The organism is Microbacterium sp. MMO-20, from assembly GCF_037147735.1.
Classification (GTDB): domain Bacteria; phylum Actinomycetota; class Actinomycetes; order Actinomycetales; family Microbacteriaceae; genus Microbacterium.
The window spans coordinates 652,701-678,330 of the sequence record NZ_JBBCUU010000001.1 but is presented as its reverse complement, the minus strand read 5'-3'; the positions used below and the strand labels follow the sequence as shown (position 1 = coordinate 678,330).

26 protein-coding genes, 1 tRNA gene and 1 pseudogene are annotated in these 25,630 nt (G+C 69.3%); 14 read left to right on the top strand and 14 right to left on the bottom strand.

Translation table 11 applies throughout. The features are described from left to right. Positions 1-57: 57 nt before the first annotated feature. On the top strand, positions 58-1,263 hold the full coding sequence (locus WFI52_RS03375; protein ID WP_336624953.1) for an aminotransferase class I/II-fold pyridoxal phosphate-dependent enzyme: 1,206 nt from the start codon (positions 58-60) through the stop codon (positions 1,261-1,263). Positions 1,264-1,289: 26 nt separating this feature from the next. On the opposite strand, the gene WFI52_RS03370 is transcribed toward WFI52_RS03375, so the two are convergent. Together WFI52_RS03370 and WFI52_RS03365 are read right to left on the bottom strand one after the other, a co-directional pair. After that, complete coding sequence (locus tag WFI52_RS03370) at positions 1,290-2,132, bottom strand: carbon-nitrogen hydrolase family protein (protein WP_336624954.1); 843 nt, start codon at positions 2,130-2,132, stop codon at positions 1,290-1,292. Continuing rightward, positions 2,129-2,656: a DUF6328 family protein gene (locus tag WFI52_RS03365; RefSeq protein ID WP_336624955.1), complete on the bottom strand. Its 528-nt coding sequence runs from the start codon at positions 2,654-2,656 to the stop codon at positions 2,129-2,131. Before WFI52_RS03365 ends, WFI52_RS03370 begins: the two co-directional genes overlap by 4 nt. 87 nt (positions 2,657-2,743) lie before the next feature. Between WFI52_RS03365 and WFI52_RS03360 the strand changes: the two genes are divergently transcribed. Then, positions 2,744-2,817 (top strand) — tRNA-Met (locus tag WFI52_RS03360). Between the two features lie 215 nt (positions 2,818-3,032). Here the strand turns inward: WFI52_RS03360 and WFI52_RS03355 are convergent. From WFI52_RS03355 to WFI52_RS03340, 4 genes are all read right to left on the bottom strand, one after another. Further along, on the bottom strand, positions 3,033-3,224 hold the full coding sequence (locus WFI52_RS03355) for a hypothetical protein (RefSeq protein WP_336624956.1): 192 nt from the start codon (positions 3,222-3,224) through the stop codon (positions 3,033-3,035). A 227-nt stretch (positions 3,225-3,451) separates the two neighbouring features. Then, complete coding sequence (locus WFI52_RS03350; RefSeq protein ID WP_336624957.1) at positions 3,452-3,736, bottom strand: SHOCT domain-containing protein; 285 nt, start codon at positions 3,734-3,736, stop codon at positions 3,452-3,454. After that, the gene (locus WFI52_RS03345) at positions 3,733-4,170 is read right to left on the bottom strand and encodes a hypothetical protein (RefSeq protein WP_336624958.1); all 438 of its coding nucleotides are present in this window, start codon (positions 4,168-4,170) and stop codon (positions 3,733-3,735) included. Before WFI52_RS03345 ends, WFI52_RS03350 begins: the two co-directional genes overlap by 4 nt. Positions 4,171-4,173: 3 nt before the next feature. Then, positions 4,174-4,728, bottom strand: a complete 555-nt coding sequence (locus WFI52_RS03340; RefSeq protein WP_336624959.1) for an HdeD family acid-resistance protein — start codon at positions 4,726-4,728, stop codon at positions 4,174-4,176. 166 nt (positions 4,729-4,894) lie between these two features. On the opposite strand from WFI52_RS03340, the gene WFI52_RS03335 reads away from it, so the two are divergent. Together WFI52_RS03335 and WFI52_RS03330 are read left to right on the top strand one after the other, a co-directional pair. After that, entirely contained in the window at positions 4,895-5,266 is a 372-nt protein-coding gene (locus tag WFI52_RS03335; protein ID WP_336624960.1) for an META domain-containing protein, read from the top strand. Positions 5,267-5,319: 53 nt separating this feature from the next. Continuing rightward, entirely contained in the window at positions 5,320-5,784 is a 465-nt protein-coding gene (locus tag WFI52_RS03330; protein ID WP_336624961.1) for a hypothetical protein, read from the top strand. 248 nt (positions 5,785-6,032) lie between these two features. On the opposite strand, the pseudogene WFI52_RS14175 reads toward WFI52_RS03330, so the two are convergent. Further along, a pseudogene (locus WFI52_RS14175) lies at positions 6,033-6,500 on the bottom strand (transposase); the annotation flags it as partial. A 164-nt stretch (positions 6,501-6,664) separates the two neighbouring features. Here WFI52_RS14175 and WFI52_RS03320 point away from each other — a divergent pair. Then, a complete protein-coding gene (locus WFI52_RS03320) occupies positions 6,665-8,101 on the top strand; it encodes an IS30 family transposase (RefSeq protein ID WP_442927672.1) in 1,437 nt (478 codons plus the stop codon). A gap of 1 nt (position 8,102) precedes the next feature. Here the strand turns inward: WFI52_RS03320 and WFI52_RS03315 are convergent, their stop codons facing one another. From WFI52_RS03315 to WFI52_RS03305, 3 genes are all read right to left on the bottom strand, one after another. Next, positions 8,103-8,549: an IS3 family transposase gene (locus WFI52_RS03315; protein ID WP_336625016.1), complete on the bottom strand. Its 447-nt coding sequence runs from the start codon at positions 8,547-8,549 to the stop codon at positions 8,103-8,105. Continuing rightward, positions 8,546-8,851 carry a transposase gene (locus tag WFI52_RS03310; RefSeq protein ID WP_336625017.1) on the bottom strand — a complete coding sequence of 102 codons (306 nt, stop codon included), beginning with the start codon at positions 8,849-8,851 and terminating at the stop codon, positions 8,546-8,548. The genes WFI52_RS03315 and WFI52_RS03310 overlap by 4 nt, the downstream gene beginning before the upstream one ends. 138 nt (positions 8,852-8,989) lie before the next feature. Continuing rightward, positions 8,990-9,442 (bottom strand): MarR family winged helix-turn-helix transcriptional regulator, encoded by a 453-nt coding sequence (locus tag WFI52_RS03305; RefSeq protein WP_336625018.1) that lies wholly within the window; start codon positions 9,440-9,442, stop codon positions 8,990-8,992. Positions 9,443-9,529: 87 nt separating this feature from the next. Between WFI52_RS03305 and idi the strand changes: the two genes are divergently transcribed. From idi to WFI52_RS03270, 7 genes are read left to right on the top strand one after another with little or no spacing between them, the layout of a single operon-like run. Beyond that, entirely contained in the window at positions 9,530-10,105 is a 576-nt protein-coding gene (gene idi, locus WFI52_RS03300; protein ID WP_336625019.1) for an isopentenyl-diphosphate Delta-isomerase, read from the top strand. Beyond that, positions 10,102-11,157 (top strand): polyprenyl synthetase family protein, encoded by a 1,056-nt coding sequence (locus WFI52_RS03295; protein ID WP_336625020.1) that lies wholly within the window; start codon positions 10,102-10,104, stop codon positions 11,155-11,157. Before idi ends, WFI52_RS03295 begins: the two co-directional genes overlap by 4 nt. After that, positions 11,154-12,020: a phytoene/squalene synthase family protein gene (locus WFI52_RS03290; RefSeq protein ID WP_336625021.1), complete on the top strand. Its 867-nt coding sequence runs from the start codon at positions 11,154-11,156 to the stop codon at positions 12,018-12,020. Before WFI52_RS03295 ends, WFI52_RS03290 begins: the two co-directional genes overlap by 4 nt. Beyond that, positions 12,017-13,633 carry a phytoene desaturase family protein gene (crtI, locus tag WFI52_RS03285; protein WP_336625022.1) on the top strand — a complete coding sequence of 539 codons (1,617 nt, stop codon included), beginning with the start codon at positions 12,017-12,019 and terminating at the stop codon, positions 13,631-13,633. The genes WFI52_RS03290 and crtI overlap by 4 nt, the downstream gene beginning before the upstream one ends. Continuing rightward, entirely contained in the window at positions 13,633-13,977 is a 345-nt protein-coding gene (locus WFI52_RS03280; protein WP_336625023.1) for a lycopene cyclase domain-containing protein, read from the top strand. Before crtI ends, WFI52_RS03280 begins: the two co-directional genes overlap by 1 nt. Further along, on the top strand, positions 13,974-14,312 hold the full coding sequence (locus WFI52_RS03275) for a lycopene cyclase domain-containing protein (protein ID WP_336625024.1): 339 nt from the start codon (positions 13,974-13,976) through the stop codon (positions 14,310-14,312). Before WFI52_RS03280 ends, WFI52_RS03275 begins: the two co-directional genes overlap by 4 nt. Beyond that, positions 14,309-15,166: a prenyltransferase gene (locus WFI52_RS03270; protein ID WP_336625025.1), complete on the top strand. Its 858-nt coding sequence runs from the start codon at positions 14,309-14,311 to the stop codon at positions 15,164-15,166. Before WFI52_RS03275 ends, WFI52_RS03270 begins: the two co-directional genes overlap by 4 nt. A 27-nt stretch (positions 15,167-15,193) precedes the next feature. Here WFI52_RS03270 and WFI52_RS03265 read toward each other — a convergent pair whose 3' ends face one another. Both WFI52_RS03265 and WFI52_RS03260 read right to left on the bottom strand, forming a co-directional pair. After that, entirely contained in the window at positions 15,194-18,094 is a 2,901-nt protein-coding gene (locus tag WFI52_RS03265; protein ID WP_336625026.1) for a UPF0182 family membrane protein, read from the bottom strand. A gap of 9 nt (positions 18,095-18,103) precedes the next feature. Beyond that, positions 18,104-19,225, bottom strand: a complete 1,122-nt coding sequence (locus tag WFI52_RS03260; protein ID WP_336625027.1) for a YlbL family protein — start codon at positions 19,223-19,225, stop codon at positions 18,104-18,106. 135 nt (positions 19,226-19,360) lie between these two features. Between WFI52_RS03260 and WFI52_RS03255 the strand changes: the two genes are divergently transcribed. After that, on the top strand, positions 19,361-20,770 hold the full coding sequence (locus tag WFI52_RS03255) for a zinc-dependent metalloprotease (protein ID WP_336625028.1): 1,410 nt from the start codon (positions 19,361-19,363) through the stop codon (positions 20,768-20,770). A 777-nt stretch (positions 20,771-21,547) separates the two neighbouring features. On the opposite strand, the gene WFI52_RS03250 is transcribed toward WFI52_RS03255, so the two are convergent. Together WFI52_RS03250 and nudC are read right to left on the bottom strand one after the other, a co-directional pair. Next, positions 21,548-23,272 carry an ATP-dependent helicase gene (locus WFI52_RS03250; RefSeq protein WP_336625029.1) on the bottom strand — a complete coding sequence of 575 codons (1,725 nt, stop codon included), beginning with the start codon at positions 23,270-23,272 and terminating at the stop codon, positions 21,548-21,550. Then, positions 23,269-24,195, bottom strand: a complete 927-nt coding sequence (nudC, locus tag WFI52_RS03245) for an NAD(+) diphosphatase (protein ID WP_336625030.1) — start codon at positions 24,193-24,195, stop codon at positions 23,269-23,271. The genes WFI52_RS03250 and nudC overlap by 4 nt, the downstream gene beginning before the upstream one ends. A gap of 64 nt (positions 24,196-24,259) precedes the next feature. On the opposite strand from nudC, the gene WFI52_RS03240 reads away from it, so the two are divergent. Beyond that, positions 24,260-25,579 carry a phosphotransferase gene (locus tag WFI52_RS03240; RefSeq protein ID WP_336625031.1) on the top strand — a complete coding sequence of 440 codons (1,320 nt, stop codon included), beginning with the start codon at positions 24,260-24,262 and terminating at the stop codon, positions 25,577-25,579. Positions 25,580-25,630: the final 51 nt, after the last annotated feature.

Sequence of the window (25,630 nt, the reverse complement as noted above, 5' to 3'; positions counted from 1 at the left end):
TTCTGTGTGTTGGTTATGCCGTGACCCCCACGAGCCTATGCATGTAGCGTGTGCGAGATGCGAGAGATTCCCGGCGCGTGGCGCCGCACGGCGCAGGGCGCCGGACTGCTGGACGCGGCCGACTCCCCCGCGCCGACGATCTTCGCCGAGATGACGGCACTCGCGACCCGCACGGGAGCCATCAACCTCGGGCAGGGCTTTCCCGACGAGGACGGTCCCGCCGAAGTGCTCGAGGCCGCCTTGGCGGCCATCGCCGCCGGTGCGAATCAATATGCCCCGGGCCGCGGGGTGCCGGCACTCCTGCACGCCGTCGCCGCGCACCAGCACCACTGGTACGGGCTCGATCCGGACCCCGAGCGCGAGATCCTCGTCACAGCGGGCGCGACCGAAGCCCTCGCGGCGACGATCCTCGCGCTCGTCGATGGCCCCGATGACGAGATCGTCGTCTTCGAGCCCTACTACGACGCCTACGCGGCGTGCGCGGCGCTCGCCGGGGCGCGCCTCGTCCCGGTGCCACTGCGCTTCCCCGACTTCCAGCCCGATCCGGGCGCGCTCGCGCGGGCGGTCACCGACCGCACCCGGATCATCCTCGTGAACGACCCGCACAATCCCACGGGCGCGGTCTTCACTGCGCAGGTGCGCGCCGAGATCGTCCGGCTCGCCGAACGGCACGACGCGATCGTCGTGACCGACGAGGTGTATGAACACCTCGTCTTCGAGGGCACGCACGTGCCGATCGCGACGCTCCCGGGAGCCGCCGAGCGCACCCTCTCGATCTCATCCGCGGGCAAGACCTTCTCCACGACGGGATGGAAGATCGGCTGGATCACCGGGCCGGCCGATCTCGTCGACGCCGTGCTGGCGGTGAAGCAGTTCCTGACCTACACGAACGGCACGCCCTTCCAGAGCGCGATCGCCACTGGGCTCGGGCTGCCGGATGAGTTCTTCACCGGCATCGCGCAGACCCTGCGCGTCAAACGCGACCTCCTCGGCGACGGCCTCCGCGCAGCGGGCCTCGCGGTCTCGACGCCTTCCGGCTCGTACTTCACCGTCGCCGACGCAGCGCCGTTCCTCACGGACGGCGAGGATGCCGCGGACTTCTGCCGTCGCCTCCCCGAACGAGTCGGAGTCGTCGGCATCCCGCTCACGGCGTTCGTCTCGCCCGCGCACCGCGAGGACTATACGAGCCTCGTCCGATTCGCGGCCTGCAAGCGCGTGGAGGTCATCACCGATGCCTCCGAGCGCCTCCGCTCCCTCGCCTGACATTCCCCGGCGACGACGGAGGGGGATCAGTCCGGCAGCGCGCTGCGTGGCACGACGCGGAAGCGGCGGAGGGCGAGGGCGGGGTTGAGCCGCCGCACCCGCTCGATGCTCGCGCGGTCGACGAACCCGACGGCGACGTCGGTCGTCACACCGACGCCGGCGATCTCGACGCCCTGCGGGTCGACGACGACCGAAATACCCACGCCCAGAGGTGGCGGATGGTCGGCGCCCGCCACGTAGAGCGTGTTCTCGATCGCCCGCGCGTGCAGAAGCGTCCGCCAATGGTGTTCCTTGAGCGGGCCGCGCACCCACTCGGCCGCTGTGAGGATGACGTCCGCACCGGTGTCGGCAAGCGTTCGCGCGACCTCCGGGAAGCGCAGGTCGTAACAGGTCATGAGGGCGAATCGGATGCCGCGGCGCACGAACGTCTCCGGCTCCGCGATATCTCCCGCCGCGATCCAATCGGACTCGCGCTGCCCGAACGCGTCGTACAGGTGGAGCTTCCGCGACGCGGCGAGGACGCCGACCGCGCCCACGGCGACGACGGTGTTCCGCACGCGTCCTTCCGACGCGCTCTCCAGAAGGCCGGCGACGATGACCACGTCGTGGACCGCGGCGAGCTCCCGCAGCGCCTCGGTGAAGGGGCCGACGACCGGCTCGGCGTGGGCAGCGAGAGTCTCGTCGAAGGGGTCGACGAAGTAGCTCGCATACTCCGGCAGCAGGACGACGTCCGCTCCGCGCGCGCGAGCGCGCTCGACGAGCGCCGCGATCGCGGCAATGTTGGCGGTCGTGTCAGCGGTGGGTGCGAACTGGGCGACGGCGACGCCGACAGGGGCGTCGGCGGCATCCTCGACGAGGGGCGCAGTCATCGCAAGGCACTCTCCTTCCGAAGCGTGAGCGGGATCGCGAGCCAGAGCACGACGACGGCGGTCGCGGCTCCACCGGCCGCGATCCATGCGGCAGCGCCGCCGACGACGACGTCGAACACGAATGCGACGACGCCGACGAGCAGGAAGGACACCGTCACGAGAGCGGTGACGAGCGCCGCATGTCCGTATGCGACGACGACGCGCTTCTCGCGACGTGCGAAGAGCATGCGGTGGAGGGCGACCGGGGCGAGGGCGACGATCGCACTCACGACAGCCACAACGACGAGGCACAGATACAGCGCCCGCTCGATATCGCCCAGATCGGCGAACGCCGGCTGGAATGCGACAGCGAGGAGAAAGCCCGTGAGGATCTGCGTGCCCGTCTGCAGCACACGGAGCTCCTGCAGCAGCTCGCTCCAGTTGCGGTCGGCGCGCTCGTTGGGCGTTTCATCGCGCCCGTCGACCCGGTCGTCGCCGTCGCGGGCGTCGCGGCGCGATGACGGAGGTGGAGTCGGAGCGGTCACGACCTCATCCTCCCGCGCCACCCGGATGCCTGCAACGTGCCCCGGGTCACGAGCACTCGAAACCCGTGCTAGGCTCTTATCTTGTGCCGCGGGGTGGAGCAGCTCGGTAGCTCGCTGGGCTCATAACCCAGAGGTCGCAGGTTCAAATCCTGTCCCCGCAACGAAAAACAGCCCCTGATCAGGTGAAAACCAGATCAGGGGCTGTTGGGTTTTCGGTTGAAAGTACCGAACTACGCTAAGGACTAGGCTAAAGCGATTCCGCCGTGATACTGCGTGATACTCCCGAGATCACGCGGATGTCGTGGCTCATGGGCCTGTCCGAAGCGGAGCGGCGGACGGGCCTGCCCGCTGCTCGGAGCGGAGCGGAGAGCACGGCCTACCTCATCCCCTCGAACGGGTCTGTGACGCCGTGCAGGCCCTGCTCAGGGCACGAGAACGCGACCCGAATGCCAACGCCCTCGCCGCCCTCGAATATCTCAGGCTCGCAGTCACGGCCGCAGACGGCGCAGGTGCGGTAGTTCTCGTTGCTCGAGCCGTCGCCGATGCGAATCATTGGCAGGTCGCTCATGAAAGACTCCCCTCGCCAGAATCGCCGGCTTCTTTAGAGACGATGGACATGAACTCGACCTGCTAATCACTAGAACGTCCAGAGCCTTCGCCTTTTGGCGAACGGGATCGTCGTTCGAGACCACGACCGGCTTGCGGAACGGACGGTCGGCTGCCGGTAGAGGCCGACGAACGCGAAGAGGGTGCTCAGTCGAGACAATCGAGCACCCTCTTCGGAACGGCGCGCGTCTACGCGCCGGAGAGGACGCGCTGCTTCTGCGCCTCGAACTCAGTTTCAGTGAGCACGCCCGCGTCCCGGAGCTGGCCGAGCTGCGCGAGCTGGTCGAGAACCGAAGTGCTGCCCCCAGCGGGTGCCGGTGCGGGCGGTGCGACGGGCTCCGGAGGAGCAGCCGCTGCAGCGAGAGCGGCGGCAGCTGTGTCCTGCGCGGCCCAGCGTTGTTGCTGGCGGCGGTGGGTGCTCCCGATGACCCGTGTTGCGACGGATGCGCGCGCTGCGGTGCGGAGGAGACTCATGACTGATTCCCTTCGTTGAGTGCTCGTTCGAGATCCTCGATGGCGATTCCGCCCGAGAATAGTTCTACGCCGCCCGCTGCCGCCCACGCGCCTGCGGCGACCGCGAGCGAGCGGTCTTCGTAGACGACGGCGAGGGCAATCTGGTCCTCTGCGAGCTCTGAGGCGATGCCAGTGAGGTCGTCCGTGTCGAGAATGCTGCTCTCGACTCCGTCGAATGTCGAGGTGTCGATGCCGGTGACGCCGTCGAGGTCGGCGAACGCGCGCTTGACGGGTGCACCCGCCTCGTCTCGGCCGATGAGCTCGATGTCAAGGATCTCGATGATGCCCTGCTGCACCCGATTGAGGAGAGCGGCAAGACCCTCGCCGAGGTCTGCGTGCTCGTCGAAGACGAACACGAGGTAGTCGATGGGGCCCGCGAACTGTTCGGTTGCCATGGGTTAGGCCTTCTTCCCCGCGATCGCACGGATCACGTTCAACGCGCCGAGCACGATGAGAGCGATGGCGAGGAACCACCACAGGAACACGGCGCCCCAGAGCGGACTGCTCAAGAGCGTGAACCCGGCGATGACGGAGAGGATCGCGAACACGATCGTGAGGACCTTAGAACCAGACTGACCGAGAGTGAACAGCGCCGTGAAGCCCTCGATGACCCACATGACGCCGACCAGGATCGTCAAGAACAGCGCGAGAAACGCAGCAGACTGCTGCAGTGACGAGAAGGCATACACGCCAGCGATCACGTAGAGGACACCGAGGAGCACATGGCCGATCCGGCCGCCCGCACCGAGGCCCTTGGAGAAGAGGCCGAGGGCTGCGTAGACAACGCCTGCGATGATCGCGTAGAGGGCGATGACGCCGGTCAATGCGACCGCTGCCTTGGTGGGCCAGGCGAGCACGGCGATGCCGAAGCCGACGGCCGCAAGCCCGCCGATCAGCAGTGCGAGACGCGCTCCCTTCGCAGGTGCGGTGGCTGGTGTGGTGGTTGTGGTCATCGGGTTCCTCGGGCTCTTGCTTGTAAGCGTGTACGGCGGGTTCGTCTATTAGTGATCTTATCGGCGGCAAGTTGCGCACCGAGGGTGCAGTTACCTGCAATGACGTAAGTACGCGCCGATATGATGGGCAGCGGACCCGGAACAATGAACACGCAGGAGTGCAGACGTGATTTCCACAAAGAGCCGCATCAAGGTCTTGGCGGTTGCCGGGATCGCCCTGTTCGCGCTCACCTCGTGCTCGACGCCATCTGCGGAGGTGACGGGAACCTGGGGAGAGGATGGTGACGGGCAGCCGCACCTCGTGCTCGAAGAGGGCGGGATGCTCTCCGGCACGGACGGCTGTAACCGTCTCAGCGGTAGCTGGGAACAGGACGGTGACGTGATCGACTTTGGGGAGGTCGCGACGACGATGATGGCCTGCCCAGACGTCGACACCTGGCTGATGGATCTCGACACTGCGCGCATCGACGGTGACACGCTGCACGTGAGCGATGCCTCCGGCACGGAGATTGGATCGCTCGCCAAGGCATCCCAGTAGTGTCGGCGTCCGGCCTCACAGAGCCTCCGAAGGGTCGCGGAGGCGCGCGCTTCATGGAGCTCGTTTCTTCGGCGGGTGGGATCTACGGGCTGATCGTGGTGTCCGGTGTCATCGTCGTGACACGCAACCTCACTGGCAGCTCCTGGGAGGCGCTGCTCGCAGTCGTAGGCACCTTGCTGGTGTTCTTTGCTGCGCACGCCTATGCGGCCACGCTGGCAGAGATGAGCCACCACCGTCTCTCATTCCCGGCCGCCCTGCGCGCCGGGATAGGGGAGTCGCTCGGCATGCTGGTGATCGGTTTCATCCCGGTGCTCGTGTTGCTTCTCGGCGTGCTCGGTGTGCTGCGACCCGTTGACGCCGTCTGGCTGGCGCTCCTGATTGATGTGCTGCTCCTCGGATTCCTCGGGTGGGCAGTCACCGCAGCCCGCCTCCGTAGCCCATGGGCACGTCTCGGCGGTGCGATGATCACGGCCGCATTCGGAGGTCTCATCATCGCCCTCAAGGCTCTCATCCATTGACCGGCACCGGTGTGCACCTCAGTGCCCCCCCACACACCTGAAGAAGAGACGGACTAGGCGATGGACCTGAACGAGCCCGGAGACGATCGCACTCGCCGTGCCTTGCGCCGCGCGCGATGGTGGACGCTCGACCCGATCGGGTCCATCATCGGGCTCACGTTCGCCATCCTCTCAGTGACGCCGTCGCTGCTGCCACGCCCCACAAACTTGCAGGGGGGCGTGAGGAACGAACTGGTGACAATTTCGGTTTAGGCCGCGAGTGTGAGCGGCTCGGCTAGCTTGGCTTCGAACTCGATGGGCGTCAAGCCGCCGAGGGTGTCCTGTGCTCGCTGGCGGTGGTACTTCCGCTCGATCCAGACGACGATCGCGAGTCGCAGCTCCTGCCGTGTGTCCCAGCGCTGCTGGTTGAGCACGTTCGTCTGGAGCAGCGACCAGAAGCTCTCCATCGCGGCGTTGTCCCCGGCGGCGCCGACGCGGCCCATCGATCCGACCATGTCGTGACGGCGCAGTTCCCGGGCCATCGCCCGGCTGCGGAACTGGCTGCCCCTGTCGGCGTGCAGGATGCAGCCAGCGACCTCACCGCGGCGCGCGACGGCGTTTCGGACGGCGTCGACGGCGAGTTTCGCGGTCATCCGGTTCGAGATCGAGTACCCGACGATCCGGTTGGAGAACACGTCCTTGATCGCGCAGCAGTACAGCTTGCCTTCGCTCGCTTGGATTCCAGCAGTCGTCGCAACATCAGCGGCGAGGAGCGGAGATGCCGGCGAGGGAGTACACGGAGCAGCAGAGGTTGGCGTTTCTGGCGTTGATCGATCGGGGCGGGTCGGTGCGGGCGGCTGCGCTGGCCGCGGGGGTGAGTCCGGATCGCGGGTATCGATGGATGAAGCAGGCGGGGTTGTCGACGCCGCGGGGCACGCAGCGTAAGCACACCGCGGAGGATAAGGCGGAGTTCTTCCGACGGCTCGCTGTGAGCGGCAACGTCTCGGCGGTCGCACGCGAACTCGGCTTCAACCGGGTCACGTGCTACGCCTGGGCGCATAGGGCGGGGATCTTCACGGGCGCTTACGCGGACGCGAGGCGGCAGGAGTTCCTCAAGCTTCGAGGTGAGGGCGTATCGCGCCGTGAGGCCGCCCAACGGCTGGGTGTCGAGTCGCATCAGGCGCTGGACTGGGACAAGGGTATCCGCGTGTTCTCGAAGGGCCGGGTCTACCCCGACGGCAGAGTGGTGCTCTACCGGCCCGAGGAGGTCCTGGCGAACGTGAAGAACCCGAGAACCGCATGGGTGCAAGGCGAACGCGTGCCCATTGCTCGCGTCGAGCAGGTCATCGACGCCCGCTACCTCAGCCTCCTCGAGCGAGAACGGCTGAAGGACCTGATGATGACGGGTCTGTCGATCCGGAAGATCGCGGCGGTGATGGGCCGGGCGCCTTCGACGATCAGCCGTGAAGTGAGACGCAACACAGTCAGCCGGGTGGGCTATCTGCCTCACACGGCGCACCGCGTCTCCGTGAAGCGGCGTGAGCGCCCGCGGGCAGCGAAGCTCACCGTCGACGGGCCGCTGCGGGACTATGTTGCCGCCAAGCTCAAGAAGCGATGGTCGCCGGAGCAGATCCGTCATCGGCTTCAGCGAGACTTTCCCCATGACCCGGGGATGCGCGTGAGTTGCGAGACGATCTACCAGGCCATCTACGTCCACGCGCATGGAGAGCTGAGACACGAGATGGCAGGCTCACTGCGTCGCGGCCGCTCGCGCCGCAAACCGCACCGTGACCCACAGACGCGCACGAGCAGGTTCGTCGACGAGATGACACCGATCTCCCAGCGCCCCGCCGACGTCGAGGGCCGCACGATCCCGGGGCATTGGGAAGGTGACCTGATCGTCGGCGCCGGCAGCGGGTCAGCTGTCGCGACACTCGTTGAAAGGACCACGCGCTACGTGGTCCTTGGCCATCTCCCGATCGAGCGCACTGCCGATGCTGTTCGCGACAGCCTCGTCACCGCCCTGCAGGCAATGCCGGTCGCGCTGAAGAAGACCCTCACCTGGGATCAGGGCGCCGAGATGAGCGAGCACCGGGCCTTCTCCCTCGCGACGGACATGGCGGTCTACTTCTGCGAGCGTGCTTCACCCTGGCAGCGCGGCACGAACGAGAACACCAACGGGCTGCTCCGGCAATATCTCCCCAAAGGCACAAACCTCCGCACACACGACGCTGAGGCCCTCGCCGCGATTGCCGACGAACTGAACGACCGGCCGCGCAAAGCGCTCGGCTGGGACACACCGACGGAGCGGATGAGTGCTTTACTGAGCCCGGGATAATTCACACCGTTGCGACGACTGCTGGAATCCAAGTCGTCCAATGCTCCGTGATATCGGTGAGCCAGAGCCGGTTTGGGGCATCGGCGCGGAACACGCGCTCGATGTGATCGTCGAACACGGGCGGTCCGGCTTTCTTGCCCTTCCCGCGCCGGCGGCGTTGCGCGGACGAGAGGATCCCGGCCTGCGAGCACAGCTTCCACGCCGTCCGCCGACTCATCCGCCACCCCGCCCGGCGGGCTTCGTCGGCGAGGTATCGGTACCCGAACGTCGGATCGTCGTGGTGCGCGTCGTGGAGCGCGTTGATCCGATACGCGCGGAGCATGTCCGCGTCCCGGACCGGGTCGCCTCTCCACCGGTAGTAGGGCTGTCTTGCGAGCTTGAGGACCCGGCACGACACCGTCACGGGGATCCCCGCAGCGGCGAGCTCAGATACGAGCGGGTACGTCATTTTGGGGAGCCACCCAGGCGCAGATTCGCCTGCGACAGATACGCCGCCGCACGACGGAGGACCTCGTTCTCCTGCTCGAGCAACCGGATCCGCTTCTTCAACTCTCGCGCCTCGGCCGCGTCCGCGGCGGTCTGACCGGGCCGGTTGCCTTCTTCGACGTCGGCTTGGCGGAGCCAGTTCTGCAGGGTCGCTTCACTGATACCGAAATCAGTCGCGATCTGTTTGATGGTGACGCCGCTCTCACGGCGACGAGCGACCGCGACGACGTCCTCGCGGAACTCTTTGGGATAGGGACCGGGCATGATGACATCCTCCCCGCCAGCACCTCCCGGCACTAACGATCAGTTGTCACCGATCCGTTCCTCACGCCCAGATGAGGAAGGCGTCCCGCTTGGCGGGACGCCTTCTTTGCTTCCCCGAGAGTTGCTCTCCGCGCGCCGTCACTCCTCGAGCGCCGTTCCGACCCCGCTCAGAAACCTGATCACGGCACGCAGTTCATCGTCGTCGAAATCCTCCATGGCGTCGCGCATTCGGCGCATGCGTTGCCCGAAGTGCGCGAAGAACTCCTGTCGCGCGAGGTCGGTGAGCACGACGATCCGGGAGCGTCCGTCATGCGGATGCGGACGCCGCACGACGTGCCCCCGTTCGGAGAGACGGTCGAGCAGTTTGGTCGTGGACGCCGTCGAGATGGAGAGATGGCTCGCGATCTCATGCGGTGACACCCACTCACCGCGACGTTCTCTCACGACCAGCATGCGCAGAGCCGCGACGTCCGAGGCGTTCATGTCCATGTCGTCGCGGACCCCGCCGTACATGCGGTCCATGGAGTCGGTGAAGGCGCGCACCGCCTCCATCGCCTCAAGCACGAGCTCGTCCCTGGGCGTGCGTGGCATCCATCGCTCGCTCACCGTGTGGACACCTCCCTCTCTCCCCGGTAGTATCTCTGAAAATCGCTAGATAAACTAGCAATAGGAGAGATCGTGTCCCCCACCGACGCTGCAGGCGATCTGGTCGTCCTGCTCGACGACGACGGGAGCCCGATCGGGGCGGCTCCCAAGGCTACCGTCCACGGCACCGAGACCGCCTTGCACCTGGCCTTCTCTTGCCATGTGTTCGATGCAGACGGGCGGGTGCTCGTGACACGCCGCGCTCTCGTGAAGAGGACGTGGCCGGGCGTCTGGACGAACTCCTTCTGCGGGCACCCGCAGCCCGGCGAGAGCATCGAAGGCGCTATAGCCCGACATGCGGGCAACGAGCTCGGTCTGACGCTCCAGCGCGTCGAGGTGGTCCTTCCGCGTTTCCGGTACCGCGCGACGGATGCCGGCGGCACCGTCGAGAACGAGATCTGCCCGGTCTACACGGCGTTCGCGACCGACGAGCCGCGACCGAATCCGGCCGAGGTCGCCGAGTACGCGTGGGTCGACCCGACACGGCTCGGCGCGGCGCTGCAGGCGACACCCTGGGCGTTCAGCCCGTGGCTCGTCCTGCAGTCCGAACAGTTGAGCGCCTACACGCCCGTTCCCTCCGCAGTAGCCTCCGTGGGAGGCCCGTCGTGATCGAGATCGACGACGACGACCGCGCCCAAGTGGATGCCGCGATCCGCGACTCCTTGGAGCGCCTCGCCCGCCGCAGCGCAGCACTCGGAGACGGCGCTCGCGCCCTCGCCGACGCCGCCGCGGCCGCGGGCGTCGACGGTAAGCGACTGCGACCGGCGCTCGTCGTCGCCGCCTTCCGCGCCTTCGGCGGCGTCCCCGGTCCCGCACTCTGGCAGATCGCTGCCGCGTTCGAACTCCTCCACACGGGGTTCGTGGTCCACGACGATCTCATTGACCGCGACCTGGAGCGGCGCGGGTCGCCGAACGTGGCGGGACGCTTCCGCGCGCGTGCGCGGGCGCTCGGCGCTAGCGCAGACGACGCGGCGACCGTCGGTGACGCGGCCGCTGTCCTCGCAGGTGACCTCCTTCTCTTCGAGGCGACGCGCCTCATCGCCGTCGCGGAGATCCCCGTCGGCGTGCGGGCGCGACTTTTCTCGGTGCTCGACGACGCGATCCTCGTCTCCGCCGCCGGCGAGCTCGCCGACGTAGAGAACGCCGCGCGTATCGATGTCCCCGACACCGATGAGCTGCTCGGCGTGGCGCACGACAAGACCGCGGTCTACTCGTTCGAAGCACCGCTGGTGGCGGGCGCGATCCTCGCGGGCGCATCGCCCGATGCGCAGCGGGATCTCGCGTCATCCGCCGCCGACCTCGGCCTCGCCTTCCAGCTCGTCGACGATCTCATCGGCACCTTCGGATCACGTCGCCAGGCCGGCCGCGACCCGGGTGCCGACCTCCGTGAGGCGAAGCGGACACCCCTCATCGGCCTCGCCCGCCGCTCCGGCGCGTGGCCGGAGGTGAGCTCCGCCCTCGCCGTCGCGCACACGGGCCCGATCGCGGTCCGCCGCGCGCAGCGCGAGCTGGAGCGCAGCGGCGCGCGCGACGATCTCGTCGCCCTCATCCACGAGGGACTCCGCCGCGCCCGCGTCCGCGCCGCCTCACCCGAGGTCCCGGGCGACGCCGCCGCCCTTCTCGCCGACATCGCCACCGCGATCGAGCGGCGCATCCCATGACGACGCCGACGCCGTATGACCGGTGCGCGCAGGATGCCGCGGCAGCTGTCATCTCGTCGTACTCGACGTCCTTCGCGCTCGCGACGCGCCTCCTCGGCCCGCGCGTGCGCACACACGTCCGGAGCGTCTACGCGCTCGTGCGCGTCGCCGACGAGATCGTCGACGGGGCCGCCGCGGTCAAGGGCGTCTCAGCACAGGAGCAGCGGGATCTCCTCGACGCGTTCGAGGCCGAGACAAACGCCGCCGTCGAGCGGCGTTTCAGCACCGACCTCGTCATCCACGCATTCGCTCTCGCCGCGGTGGAGTGCGGCATCGGCGCCGATCTCACGCGCCCGTTCTTCGCCTCGATGCGCACCGATCTCGAGCGCTCGCGGCACGACGCGGCCTCACACGAAGAATACGTCTACGGGTCGGCGGAGGTCGTCGGCCTGATGTGCCTGCAGGTCTTCGTCAACGCGGGTCGCGCATTCCCGGTCGACCCGGACCCTGGGCTCGTCGAGGGTGCCCGTCGCCTCGGCGCGGCATTCCAGGATGTCAATTTCCTGCGCGACTTCGCCGACGACAGGGGACGCCTCGGCCGCGACTACCTCGGCCTCGACGGCGGCGGTGCGGGCGGTGACGAGACGCGCGCCGCGGTGCTCGACCGCATCGACGCCGACCTCGATGTTGCGGCGGCCGCGATCAGCGGGCTCCCCGCAGACTGCCGGCGCGCCGTCACGACGGCGCACGGCCTCTTCGCCGAGCTCGCCCACCGTCTGCGTGGGGACTCCGGCGACGCCCGCGTGTCGGTTCCGGCTCCGGTGAAGGCGACGATCGCCGCGAAGGCGTTCGCCGGCGTGCCTCCGCGGCGGAGCGGCGCGTGAGCGGCCGGCGGCGCGGTACCTCCGGCCGTGCGGGGCGCCGACCCGGCACCGCAGCGATCGTCGGCGGCGGGATCGCCGGGCTCGCGACGGCGGCACTCCTCGCCAGGGACGGCTGGTCTGTCACGCTGTTCGAAGCACGCGACGAGCTCGGCGGCCGTGCCGGCTCGTGGGAGTCCGGGGGCTTCCGCTTCGACACCGGACCCAGCTGGTACCTCATGCCCGAGGTGTTCGAGCACTTCTTCCGCCTGCTCGGCACGACCGCCGACGCCGAACTCGACCTCGTCACTCTCGACCCCGCGTACCGCGTGTATCCGCAGCCGGACGCCGAGGGCACGGACAGCGGGAGCACGCCCGTTGACGTGCGCAGCGGCCGCGCTCTTGCCCGGGCGCTGTTCGATGAGCGCGAACCCGGGGCCGGGGTGCGCCTGGACGAGTATCTCGACTCGGCGCGCAGCGCGTACGATCTCGCCGTCGACCGCTTCCTCTACGACACGTACGCCTCGTACGGCGGGCTCGCAGACCCGGCGGTGACGACGCAGCTGCCCCGGCTGGTGCCGCTGCTCACGCGCACCCTCGAGGACCACGTGGCGCGCTCGTTCTCCGACCCCGTCCTGCGCCAGATCCTGGGATACCCCGCGGTCTTCCTCGGCGCCTCCCCCGACACCGCTCCCGCGCTCTACCACCTCATGAGCCACCTCGACCTCGACGACGGCGTGCGCTACCCGCGCGGTGGTTTCACCGCCCTCATCGCCGCGATCGCGCGACTCGCCCGCGGGGAGGGCGCGACCGTGCGGACGGGCGCCCCGGTCGAACGCATCCTCGTCGCGGGGGGCCGCGCCCGTGGCGTCCGTCTCGCCGACGGCACCGAGCATCACGCCGATCTCGTCGTGTCGACCGCCGACCTGCACCACACCGAGCACGCTCTGCTGCCCGCGACCGAGCGCTCGTATTCGGAGCGCTGGTGGCAGCGCCGCAATCCGGGCCCGGGGGCCCTCCTCATCCTCCTCGGCGTCGAGGGCGAGCTCCCGCAGCTCGCTCACCACACCCTCCTGTTCGCGCGGGACTGGGACCGGAATTTCGCGGACGTCTTCGGGTCCCCGGGTCGCATTCCCGATCCGGCATCCATCTATATCTGCCGACCGTCCGCCACGGACGACACGGTTGCGCCCGGGGGGAGCGAGAACCTGTTCGTGCTCGTCCCGATGGCGGCTGCTCCCGAACTCGGCCACGGGGGCATCGACGGCGCCGGCGACGAGGCGATCGAACGCGCCGCCGACCGCGTCATCGCGCAGATCGCGCAGTGGTGCGGCATCGACGACCTCGCCGCGCGCGTGCGCGTGCGGCGCACCATCGCTCCGGCCGACTTCGAGCAAGATCTCGGGGCGTGGCGCGGGGGCGCGCTCGGGCTCGCCCACACGCTGGGGCAGAGTGCCGTGTTCCGTCCGCGCGGAGCCTCCGCGAAAGTCGACGACCTGCTCTACGCAGGCACCTCGGTGCTCCCCGGCATCGGACTGCCGATGTGTCTCATCTCCGCCGAGCTCGTCGTGAAGCGTCTGCGCGGCGAGCGCGGCGCGGCGCGGCTTCCCGAACCCGCGCGCGTCGGGAAGCAATGATGCCGGGGCTCTACCTGCTGTGCCTGATCGTCTCGATCGGCGGCATCGCCGTGCTCGACGCGCGGTTTCGCCTGGCTTTCTGGGCCGCTCCCGTCACGACCGCGCTCACGACGGTGTGCGGTACGGCGTTCTTTCTGGCGTGGGATGCCGCGGGAATCGCCGCCGGGGTCTTCGTGCGCGGCGAGAGCTCGCTGCTCCTCGGCGTCGACCTCGCGCCGCACCTCCCCGTCGAGGAGCCCGTCTTCCTCGCATTCCTCAGCTATCTCGCGCTCGTCGCGCACGCGGCGTTCCTGCGCCTGCGCGCGCGCCGACGCACATCCAGCGCTCCGAGGAGCGCCTCGTGACGTACGCCCTGATCGTGCTGCCGTTTCTCGTGGTCGCGGGCATCGTGACGGCGGCGAGCGCGATGCGCCCGGGATTCGCGCGCCGCATGCGCGCGTCGGCATTGACCGCGATCGTGCTCGTCGCGCTCACCGCGATCTTCGACAACGTCATGATCGCCGCCGACCTCTTCACCTATCCGGAGCACCTCATCAGTGGCATCCGCATCGGCCTCGCGCCCCTCGAGGACTTCGCCTACCCGGTCGCGGCGGCATTCCTCGTGCCCGCGGTGCGGACGCTCCTCGCCCCGCGTCCCGTGCCGCCGGTGCGATCCGCCGCCGAGGAGGGCGTCGCGTGATCCGTCAGCTCCTCCTCGCGTCGCGCCCGGTCAGCTGGATCAACACCGCCTATCCCTTCGCCGCGGCGTACCTGCTGACGACAGGACGCCTCGACGCGACCCTCATCGTCGGCACGCTCTTCTTCCTGGTGCCCTACAACCTCGCGATGTACGGCATCAACGATGTCTTCGACTACGAGTCCGATCTGCGCAATCCGCGCAAGGGAGGCGCGCACGGCGCCGTGCTCGACCGCCGCTTCCACCGGGTGACCCTGTGGGCGGCCGCCCTGTCGTGCCTGCCGTTCGTCGTCTTCCTCGTGGTGGTCGGCTCACCCGCATCATGGGTCGTGCTGACGCTGAGCCTCTTCTTCGTCGTCTTCTACTCGGCGCCGCCGCTGCGCCTGAAGGAGCGTCCCGTCGCCGACTCGGTGACCAGCAGCATCCACTTCTTCTCCCCCGCCGTCTACGGCCTCGTGCTCGCCGGCGCGACCTGGACGCCGTCCCTCGTCCTGCTCCTCGTCGCCTTCGGACTGTGGGGTGTCGCCTCGCACGCCTTCGGCGCCGTCCAGGATGTCGTCGCCGATCGCGAGGCAGACATCGCGTCGATCGCGACCGCCTTCGGCGCGCGCCGCACGGTGTGGTTCGCCCTCATCGCGTACGCCCTCGCGGGCGCAGCGATGCTCGCTGTGAGCTGGCCCGGACCGCTCGCGGCGCTCCTCGCGCTCCCCTACCTCGCGACCGTGTGGCCGTTCCGAGCCGTGACGGATGCCACGGCATCCACCGCCACCCGCGGCTGGGACCGCTTCTTGTGGCTCAACCAGTTCACGGGATTCGCGGTCACGCTGCTGCTGATCTGGTACGCCCTGATCCGCTGAGCTCGGGCCGGCTCACCGCGACCGAGGTCAGTTCCCGCCGCTGAGCGCCAGCAGCTTCTGCACGGCGGCGGTCAGCTGGGCGTCGGCGGCGGCGAACGCCGTGAGGTCGCCGGCCTTGAGCGCGGCATCCCGCGCGGTCATCGCCGCCTGCGCCTCCTTCAACGCCGCCTGGAACTGGACGTCCGTGCCCGTGCCGCCCGTCTCGCCCGATCCGTCGCCCGACTCCGAGGGGTTCGGCGTCGGCGTGACGTTGTTGTCGCCCGTCGAGGCGCCCGAGTCACCGCCGAACAGCGCGTCGAGGGCATCCTGCAGGGTGTCCTCGAACGCGACCTTGTCGCCGAACGCGACGAGGATCTTGCGGAGCGCGGGCAGCTGGGTCCCGCTGGATGCCTGGACGAACACGGGCTGCACGTACAGCAGACCGCCGCCGACAGGGAGGGTCAGCAGGTTGCCGTTGAGAACCTCCGACTGGCCCTGCTTGAGCAGGTTGATCTGCGAGGAGATCTGCTGATCGGAATTGAACGTGTTCTGCACCTGACCGGGCCCCGGAACGCTCACGTCCGCGGAGATCTCGAGCATCCGCAACTTGCCGTAGTCCGCCGCTTTCTGCCCCGCCGTGCTGCCGGCGTCGGAATCCACCGCGAGATAGCCCATCAGCACGTTGCGTGCGCCGTCGCCCTCGGCGGCGGGGATGAACGACGTGAACATCGAGAAGGTCGGCGCCTCCTGGCCCGGCATCTTCATCGACAGGTAGTACGGCGGCTGCAGCACGTCGGCCTGCGAGACCGGGTCGTTCGGCGTCTTCCACGCGTTGTCGCGCGCGTAGAAGGAAGCCGCGTCGTCGACGTGATACGTCCCGAGCATCGCGCGCTGGACCTTGAAGAGGTCCGTCGGGTAGCGCACGTGGCTCATGAGGTCGGCGGACATCTCCGACACCGGCTTGAGCGTCGAGGGGTAGACCTTCTGCCAGGCCTGCAGCAGGGGGTCGGTGTCGTCCCACGCGTAGAGCGTCACCTCGCCCGAGTACGCGTCCACCGTCGCCTTGACCGAGTTGCGGATGTAGTTGACATCGTCGAGCGCGACGCGCGGCGTCGTGTTCGTCGTGTCGCTGATCGCATCGCGCAGGCTCACGATCGACGAATACGGGTAGTTCGCGCTCAGGGTATAGCCGTCGACGATCCACACGATCTTGCCGTCGACGATCGACGGATAGGGGTCGTTGTCGAGTTCGAGGTACGGTGCCACCTTCTGCACGCGCGTCAGCGGATCGCGGTCGTAGAGGATCTGCGAGTCGGCGTTGATCGCGTCGGAAAGCAGGATGTCGGTCGACTGGAACTTGAGCGCGTAGATGAGGCGGTTGAAGAGATTGCCGATCTTCGGTCCGCCATTGCCCGTGAACGTCGTCTTAGTCTGTGCCGCGCCGTCCTCACCGCGCGGGTAGTCGAGCTCGATGTCGGTGCCGCCCTCGGGCCCGCCGACGATCGAGTAGGTCGGGGACGACTCGCCGAAGTACACCCGAGGCTCGTAGCCGGTCTCGTCGGTGAGGGAACCCGCCGTCGGGATGCCGCGCTCCATGAACACCGGGTTGCCGTCCGCCGCCCGGTCGTTGCCCTTCGCGGCGACCATGCCGTAGCCGTGCGTGTACACGAGCGTCGTGTTGTACCACGTGGCCGCGGCTCCGAGCTGGTCGAGGTTGAGCTCACGGACCGACACGACAGCGTCCTGCGTCTGACCGTCGATCTGGTAGCGATCGACGTCGAGCGGGTCGGAGAACTTGTAATAAGGGCGGTACTGCTCGAGCTGGCGGACGGTCGGCGGAATGATCGCCGGGTCCATGATGCGAATGGATGCCGTCGTGTCGGCGTCCTCGCGCAGCTGCCCCGGCTCGGCATCCGTCGCCGCTTTGAAGTCGCTCTTCTCGAGGCCGTCGATGCCGTACGCAGCCTTCGTCGCGTCGATATTGCGCTGGTAGTACGGACTCTCCAGCGTCTCCTGGTTGGGCACGACCTGGAACTGGTTCACGAGGAACGGGTAGGCGACGGTGACGACGAGCGAGGACACGATGAGCAGCGCCGTGCCGATGAGCGGGAAGCGCCATCGACCGATGACGGCCGTGACGAAGAACAGGACCGCGACGATCGCGGCCGCGATCGAGAGGATCGTGAGTCCGGGGATCACGGCGTGCACGTCCACGTAGCTCGCACCCGTGATGCGATCGCTCGAGGAGGTGAGCGTCTTGAAGCGGTCGAGCCAGAGGCTCGCACCCTGGACGAGGAGGTAGAGACCGGCGATGATCGCGAGCTGGATACGTGCGGCCTTCGAGATCCGGAGCTCCCGCTGACCGACCCGCACCGACCCGTAGAGGTAGCTGACGAGCGCCGTGACACCGAGGCAGACGAGGAGGACCGCGGAGACGAAGCCCAGCGCGGCCGAGAAGAACGGGACCGAGAACAGGTAGAACCCGATGTCCATCTGGAACTCGGGGTCGGTCGTGCCGGTGTCGCCGCCGTTCGCCCAAAGCCACACCGTCTCCCACTGCGCAGACGCGGCGAAACCGGCGAAGAAGCCGAAGAAGACCGGAATCCCCCACATCGCGAGGCGGCGGAGCGGTTCTACGACTTCCTGGTAGTGGTCGAGCTGCGACGACAGGCGTGCGTAGACGGGGCGGAGCCGGTAGGCGAGTTGAATCGCCGCGAAGACGGGGAGGGCCATCGCGAGGAACCCCACGAGGAACATCACGACCCGCCCGGTCCACTGCGTGACGAGCACGCCGCTGAAGCCCAGTTGATCGAACCACAGCCAATCGGCGAACAGGCTCGCGAAGACGAAGAAGCCCACCACGACGACGGCGATGACCGCGAGGGTGATGCCGATCGCGCGGCGGACGGGACTGGGCGTGGCCTGGTTCGGCGCTGAGGTCGTGGTCACTCTCCCATCCTACGAGCCGCAGGTGGGAAGAGCCTCGACGTCGCCGTCGCCGCGGATCGCCTTCAGCGCGGTCAGCGCGTCGTCGAGGGTTCCGACCGAGAAGACACGCAGCCCGTCGGGCACGTGCCCGACGACCTCGTCGCAGTTGGCTTCGGGCGCGAGGAACCAGCGCGCGCCGGCATCCACCGCGCCGTACATCTTCTGTCGGATGCCGCCGATCGGCCCGACGGTGCCGGACGCGTCGATCGTGCCCGTGCCCGCGACCTGCTCCCCTCCGTTGAGGTTCCCGTCGCTCAGCGTGTCGATGATGCCGAGCGCGAACATCATTCCCGCGGAGGGCCCCCCGACGTTGTCGAGCTGGATCGTGACGTCGATCGGGAAGTCGTAGTCGTGCATCGTCGAGACGCCGATGAGCCACAGCGTCTTTCCGTCCGACGTCACCTGCTTCGGCGTCACGGTCTCGTTGAGGGTGCCTCCGGCCCGTTCGACGGTGAGCGTCACAGGCGCGCCGCTTCCCGCGTTGATGATCGATCTCAGTTCATCGGTCTCAGTGATGGCCTGACCGTTCGCCGCCAGGATGATGTCGTCCTTCTGCAGGATGCCCGTCGCTGGGGAGTCGTCCGTCAGGGAGTACACCCTCACCATCGGCTTGACGTCGTAGCCGAGATGCGTGAGCGCGGCGGCGGTCGCTTCCTTCTGCGAGTCGACCATCATGACCGCACTCTCCTGATTTCGCTGTTCGGTCGACTGCCCTTGCGGGAAGACGTCGTCGAGGGGCAGCACAGCACGGGAACGGTCGAACCAGGCGAGAGCGAGCTCGAACCACGATGGAGTACGCTCGCGCGACCCGACGACCTGCACGGTGAGGAGGTCGAGGGCCCCCGACGTCGGGTAGGTCTGCGCGCCGTTCACCGATATCAGCGGCACGTCCTCCCCGCTCGCGTTCTGCGTCGAGCCGAGCGTGTTGAAGACGGGACCCGGTTGCTGGATGACGAACGACGTCGGCAGGAGCGTCAGGGCGAGGAGCGCGAAGATCGCGACGGTCAGCGACCAGATGCCGATGGTGGTCGCGCGCGGACGCTGCCGGCGCGGAGCGGGGACGATCGTCACCCGGTCGTCGAAGAGTGCCACTCGAGCCCTTTCCGGCCGGTCGTTCGCGATCGGCGTACACGCGGCCCCTCGTCCGCAGGCGCGGATCGCGCCGCGGCGGAGGCCGTGCGACTAGCGTAGAACGGGACCCGACGAGCCTGCTGAAAGGCGCCTGACATGGCTGACGACGACACGCCCAACCGCTTCGAGGGCGGCTTCGACCCCGAGGACTTCCAGGAGCTGCTGCGGAACCTGCTCGGCGGAGGCGCGGGTTCCGGCGACATCGACCCGGCCCAGCTCGAGGGCCTCTCACGCATGGGGGTCGACCCCGCGATGCTGCGGCAGATGATGGCGCAGATGCAGGCGGCGTTCGCGCAGGGGTCGGACGACGGCGGCATCGACTGGGCGGCCGCGAAGACCCAGGCTCTGCACCTTTCGAACAAGGACGGACTCAGCATCTCGGCGGCAGATCGGACCGAGTTCGACCAGGCGTTCGCCCTCGCCACGCTGTGGCTGAGCGAGGCCACGACGATCTCCGAGCTCGCGACCGCGCCCGTCGCGATGACGCGCGGGCAGTGGGTCGAGGCGACGCTGCCCGTCTGGCAGGAGCTCGCGGAGCCCGTCGCGGACTCTATCGCCGGAGCGCTCACATCCGCGATCGACGAGCAGACCCCCGAGGAGATGCGTCAGCTGGTGGCGGGTGCCGGCGCGTTCATGCGCCGCATCGGCGGCTCGTTGTTCGCCGCCCAGCTCGGCGGTGTGATCGGGCGTCTCTCGCTCGAGGTCGTCTCCGGCGGCGACGTCGGCATCCCCGTCATGCCCGACGGGGTGGCCGCGATCCTTCCGCAGAACTTCGCGGACTTCGGACGCGATCTCGACGTGACCGACGACCAGCTCGCGCTGTATCTCGCGACACGCGAACTCGCGCACGCGCGCTTGTTCCGCCACGCCCGCTGGCTGCGACTGCACGTCATCTCGCAGGTCACCGAGTTCGCCCGCGGCATTCACGTGGACACATCGGCGCTCGAGGACCTCGCGGCACGCTTCGACCCGTCGCAGCCCGAAGAACTGCGCGGGCTCATCGAGTCGGGCGCGCTCCTGCCGCAGCGCACCGAGACGCAGGAGGCGGCGCTCGGGCGGCTCGAGAACCTCCTCGCGACCATCGAAGGCTGGGTCGAGGTCGTCACCGCCGACGCGACCGCACGCCTTCCGGAAGCCGCGAAGATCGCCGAAGCGGTGCGGCGCCGCCGCGCCGTCGGCGGCCCCGCGGAGCAGGCGATGGCCTCGCTCGTCGGGCTCGAGCTGCGCCCCCGGCGCCTGCGCGAGGCGGCGGCGATGTGGCGGGCGGTGACGGATGCCGTAGGCGCGGCCGAACGCGACAGCCTGTGGGACTACCCCGACCTGATGCCGACCCCGGAGGATATCGACGACCCCCAGGCGCTCGTCGCCCGCCTGCGCGCTCGTGCGGCCGGTGAGGCCCCGCCGCGCGACGCGTTCGACGACGCTCTCGACGAACTGCTCGCGCAGGAGGCGGGCGAGAGCCAGGGCGACGGCGACGGTGCGCCGGAGGATCCGCGCCCGGTCTGATTCACCCTCGCGGTCGCCTGTGGACAGTCGGAACGGCGATGCGGCGAGGCGAGCAGAATCGGCGCATGCTGCGACTCGCCCCCTCCCGCCCGCCGCTGTGGCGCACCGATTCCTCCGTGCAGCTCGGGTCTGACGGCGCCGTCCTGGTCGACGAGATCACACCGTGGCAGGAGGGGCTCCTCGATGCGCTCGCCGGCGGCATCCCCGATGCGATGCTGGGGCCGCTCGCGGCGACGCTCGGAGCGTCCGCAGAGGATGCCGTGGCATTCGTCGCGCACATCGCGGGCGCGTTGACGTCCGCACCCGCGCAGCCGATCCCCGTGGATGTGGAGATGCCGCCTGACATCGGCTTCGCCGAGACCGAAGCGCTCGCCAGCGCGTGGCGAGCGGCGGGCATCGAGACGGCGCGGACGACACGGTGGGCACAGGAGGACCCCGACCCGGGCCGTCCGCTCGTCCTCATCGCCGACCGGATCGTCGAGCCGCGGCGAACCGCCGCCCTCATGGCCGCCGACATCACGCATCTGCCGATCGAACTCGCCGGGGATCGCGTCGCCGTGGGACCTCTCGTGATCCCCGGCCGCACCGCCTGCCTCACCTGCCGACACGAGCATCGAGCCGACGACGACCCGCACTGGCCGCTCGTGGCCGCACAGCTCCTCGGGCGCGAGCGCACGCCCACCGACCCGGCTCTCGTGATCGAGGGCGCCATCCTCGCCGCGCGCCTGTTGCGCGCGGCCGGTGCTGTCGACCGGCCTGCGACGGTGTCGGTGACGATCAGCGGCGGGAGCGCACGCCGGACGTGGCACGTGCATCGGCCGCACGCACGCTGCTCGTGCCGATCTCCTGAAGGAATCGCGACCGCTCGCGAGGACGCGGCCGCTCCGGTGTCCCGCCGTTTCGAGCCCACGACAGCGACAGGGAGCGCCCAGCTCGCGTGACGCCGACATAGGCGAGGCGGCGTTCCTCGTCGATCTGCTCGAAACCCGAGGCGTAGGAGATCGGCAGGAGCCCCTCGCTCATGCCGACCAGATGCACGTGGTCCCACTCGAGGCCCTTAGCCGCGTGCAGCGTCGCGAGGGTCACGGTGCGGAGCGCGGGCTCGTGCTGGTCGCGGCCCCGCGCGATGAGCTCATCGGTGAAGGCGCGGAGGGTCGTCGCGGAACCTGCTTCCTCGGCAAGGCGAAGCACGGCGGCGCGCGCCTCCCACGCGTCGCGCAGGGCGCCGCCCGCGGGTGGCGGCTCGTCGCTGAGCCCGAGCCCGCGAAGGATGTCGCGGACAGTCGCGAGGAACGAAGTCTCGATCGGCGCGACCGTCGCGGCCCGCAGTGCCATGACCGCCTGGCGCACCTCGGGCAGGTCGAAGAAGCGCTTGCCGCCGAGGACGGTCGTGGGAATCCCGCGCGCCGCGAGGGCGGCCTGCAGCGGCGCAGACTGCACGTTCGCCCGATAAAGGATTGCGACGTCGTGCGGGGAGGCGCCCCCGGCGACCTGTGCCGCCACCGCTGCCGCCACTCCCTCGGCTTCCGCGGCGTCGTCGTCGTAGGCGGCGACGACCGGCAGCGGCCCGGCCGTCCGCGTCGAGGTGAGGGCGAGGGCTCCGGGGCGCCCGCGCATGAGCGCATTCGCCACACCGAGGATCGCCGGATCGGACCGGTAGTTGTGCTCCAGCCGGACGATCTGGGCGCCCTCGTGGTGCTGCGCGAAGTCGAGCAGATAGCGCGGGTCAGCGCCGGCGAACGAGTAGATCGTCTGGCTCGCGTCGCCGACGACGCAGATGTCGTGCCGATCACCGAGCCAGAGCTCGAGCAGGCGCTGCTGCACGGGCGAGACATCCTGGAACTCGTCGACGGTGAGGTGCCGGTACTGCTCGTGGACCGCCGCCGCGACGCGCGGCTCGGACTCGAGCATGCCAGCGCACGCGAGCAGCACGTCTTCGAAGTCCAGCTGGCGCCGCTCGTCCTTGACCTTTTCGTACGCACGCATGAGATCGGCGAGCTTTCCGGCATCCAGCGACCCGAGACCCTGCGGATGCCGCGCGGCATCCTGCTCGATCGTCCGCATCGCGACCTTGCGCCACTCGATGCGGCTTGCGACGTCGCGCAACGTCGCGGCATCCAGGTGCAGACCGAGCCCGTCGGCCGCCTGACCCAGCACACGCACCTTCTTGTCGATGATCGACGGCGCCGTGTCACCGGCCAGCTGCGGCCAGAAGAAGTTGAGCTGCGCGAGCGCCGTTGCATGGAACGTGCGCGCCGCGACACCCGCGACGCCGAGTGCTCGGAGTCTCCCGCGCATCTCGCCCGCTGCTTTCGCCGTGAAGGTGACGGCCATGACACGCCCCGGCGAATACGCGCCCGTATCCACGCCGTGGGCGATCCGGTGCGTGATGACGCGCGTCTTGCCGGTGCCGGCGCCGGCGAGAACGCACACGGGTCCGCGGAGAAGCGATGCCGCGACCCGCTGCTGTTCGTCGAGGCCTGCCAGCGCGTCACCGCTCACGCGGGCATCGCCACCCAGACCTCGATGAGACGCCGCGCGATCGATGCCGTTCCGGGCAGGGCGAAGCCCGCCGCGCCGGGATCAGCCAGGGCTGTGCGCAGCTCCGACCGCGTGAACCAGCGTGTGTCGACGATCTCGACGCCGTCCGGCCGCGGGGCGACGTCGCCCCTGACGACGGCGTGGAATCCGAGCATGAGCGACCGAGGGTAGGGCCACCCCTGCGAACCGCGATAGTGACTCGCGATGACCTCGACACCGGCTTCCTCACGGAGCTCCCGGACGATTGCGGCTTCGAGGGACTCCCCGGCCTCGACGAAGCCCGCGAAGGTCGAATACATGTTGCGCTCAGCCCAGAGTGCATTCTTGCCGAGGAGAAGGCGAGCGTCGCCCTCGTCGTGGATGGCGACGATGACGGCGGGGTCGGTGCGCGGGAAGTGCTCCCGCCCACAGGACGGACAGTGTCGCGCCCAGCCGGCGGCGCGCACCTCCGTGCGAGCGCCGCACGCAGAGCAGAACGGCGCGTCCACGATCCACCGGCCAAGAGCGACCGCCTCGACGAACAGCCCCGCGTCGACGGAATCGAGCCGGCCGCCGGCATCGCGCAGAGACGCCCAGCTCGCGTCAGCCACGGCGTCCGGCTGGACGTCGGACTCCGCGTCGAGCACCGCCAGCAGCACGGGAACGCCATCGGCGCTCCGCCCGAGGAACGCCTGCAGGCTGTCCGCGGGGACGGCCGAAGGCGCCAGACGCACGAGAGACGCCCCGGATGCCGCGACGAGAGCCCGGTCGCCGTGCACCGGGATGACACGCGTGGCCGTGTCTGCTGCGAGCGTCGGGACGAGGTCCGGCGTGTCGCGCTCCTCCGCGGCGCGGTCGATCCCGGCGCGTGCCAACGGGGGCGGCGGGGCGTCGCGACCGGGCATCCGGGACCTCTCTTCAGGGCGTGGCGCGCGGCCCGACGGGGCGCGGCAGACCTACCCTGGGGGCATGGCACGCTCACCCCTCACTTTAGCCGCGTCGGTGACCTCCGCCCTCCCCCGCGTCGTGGTGACGGGCGTCGGGATTCTGAGCGAAGGCGTGTCGGGACGCTACGACAGCGCAATCGCGGAACTCGAGGACGGACGCCGCGTGGTCGTGCGCGTCCCCGTCGACGACGACGCCGATCGGGACCTGCGCGCCGAGGCGCGCGCGCTCACGGCGCTGACCCCGGGCGTCCGTGCCGTGCTGCCCTTCGGAGCTCCGGACGTCCTGGGCCAGACCGCCGTCGACGGACGCCACACGCTCGTGCAGACGCTGCTCCCCGGCTACCGCGTCGACGCGGGTCACGTGCCCGCGGGCCGCGGCATCGCGACGGCGCTGGGTGAAGCGATCGCCCAGGTGCACGACCTCCCCGTCACAGTGGTCCGCGACGCCGGGCTTCCGATGCTCACCGCGACGCAGGTGCGCGACGACGTCGAGCGGCTTCTCGACCGCGCGGAGGCTACCGGCGAACTCCCGTTCGGGCTGCTGCGCCGCTGGAGCTCCGCGCTGGGCAGCGACGCGCTCTGGCGGTTCGAAACGACGATCGTCCTCGGCGGCGTCGACCCGGCATCATTCGTGTTCGAAGACGATGCCGACGGCGTCCCCGTCGTCACGGGTCTGCTCACCTGGGGCGGTGTCGGGGTCGGTGACCCCGCCGTCGACCTGCGTTGGACGTCATCCGCGCCGGAAGCGCAGAGCGATGTCATCGAAGCGTATGTGCGAGCCTCGCACCGCGCCCCCGATTCCCAGCTCGCCGAGCGCGCCCGACTGCATGCGGAGCTCGAGTTCGCCAAGTGGCTCCTGCACGCGCACGAGAGCGGATCGCGCGACCTCGTCGCCGACGCCATCGCCCTGCTCACGTCGCTCGACGAAAGCGTGCGCGATCAGCCCGCCGTCATCCACGGCTCCGTGAGCGCCGACGAGGCCATCGCCGCGAGCGCGCGCGTTCCCAGCACCCTGAGCGGACCCGTCGACACATCGATGCACACCGACACGTTCGACCCAGAGACGCTCGCGAGCTTCCTCGAGGATGAAGCGCGCGGCGCGGATCAACGCGGCGCCGATCAGCGCGAGGACGCGGGCGCGACGGTGCCGATCGAGCTCTCCGGATGGACGGGTCTCGCCGTGGAGGACACCGGACCCACGCTCAACCGAAGCGTCGAAGGCGATGCGCCCGGACTCCCGAGACGCACGGACCCCTCGCTCGGGGAGGGCGACGGCACCGACGACGACAACCCCGACGAGGCGGCCCGCAACGCCCTGCGGCGGTGGACCGGCACCGTCTGAGGCACGATGCACGCCGCGCGCGGCACCGTGCTCCGTCCCGGATGCCGCTCG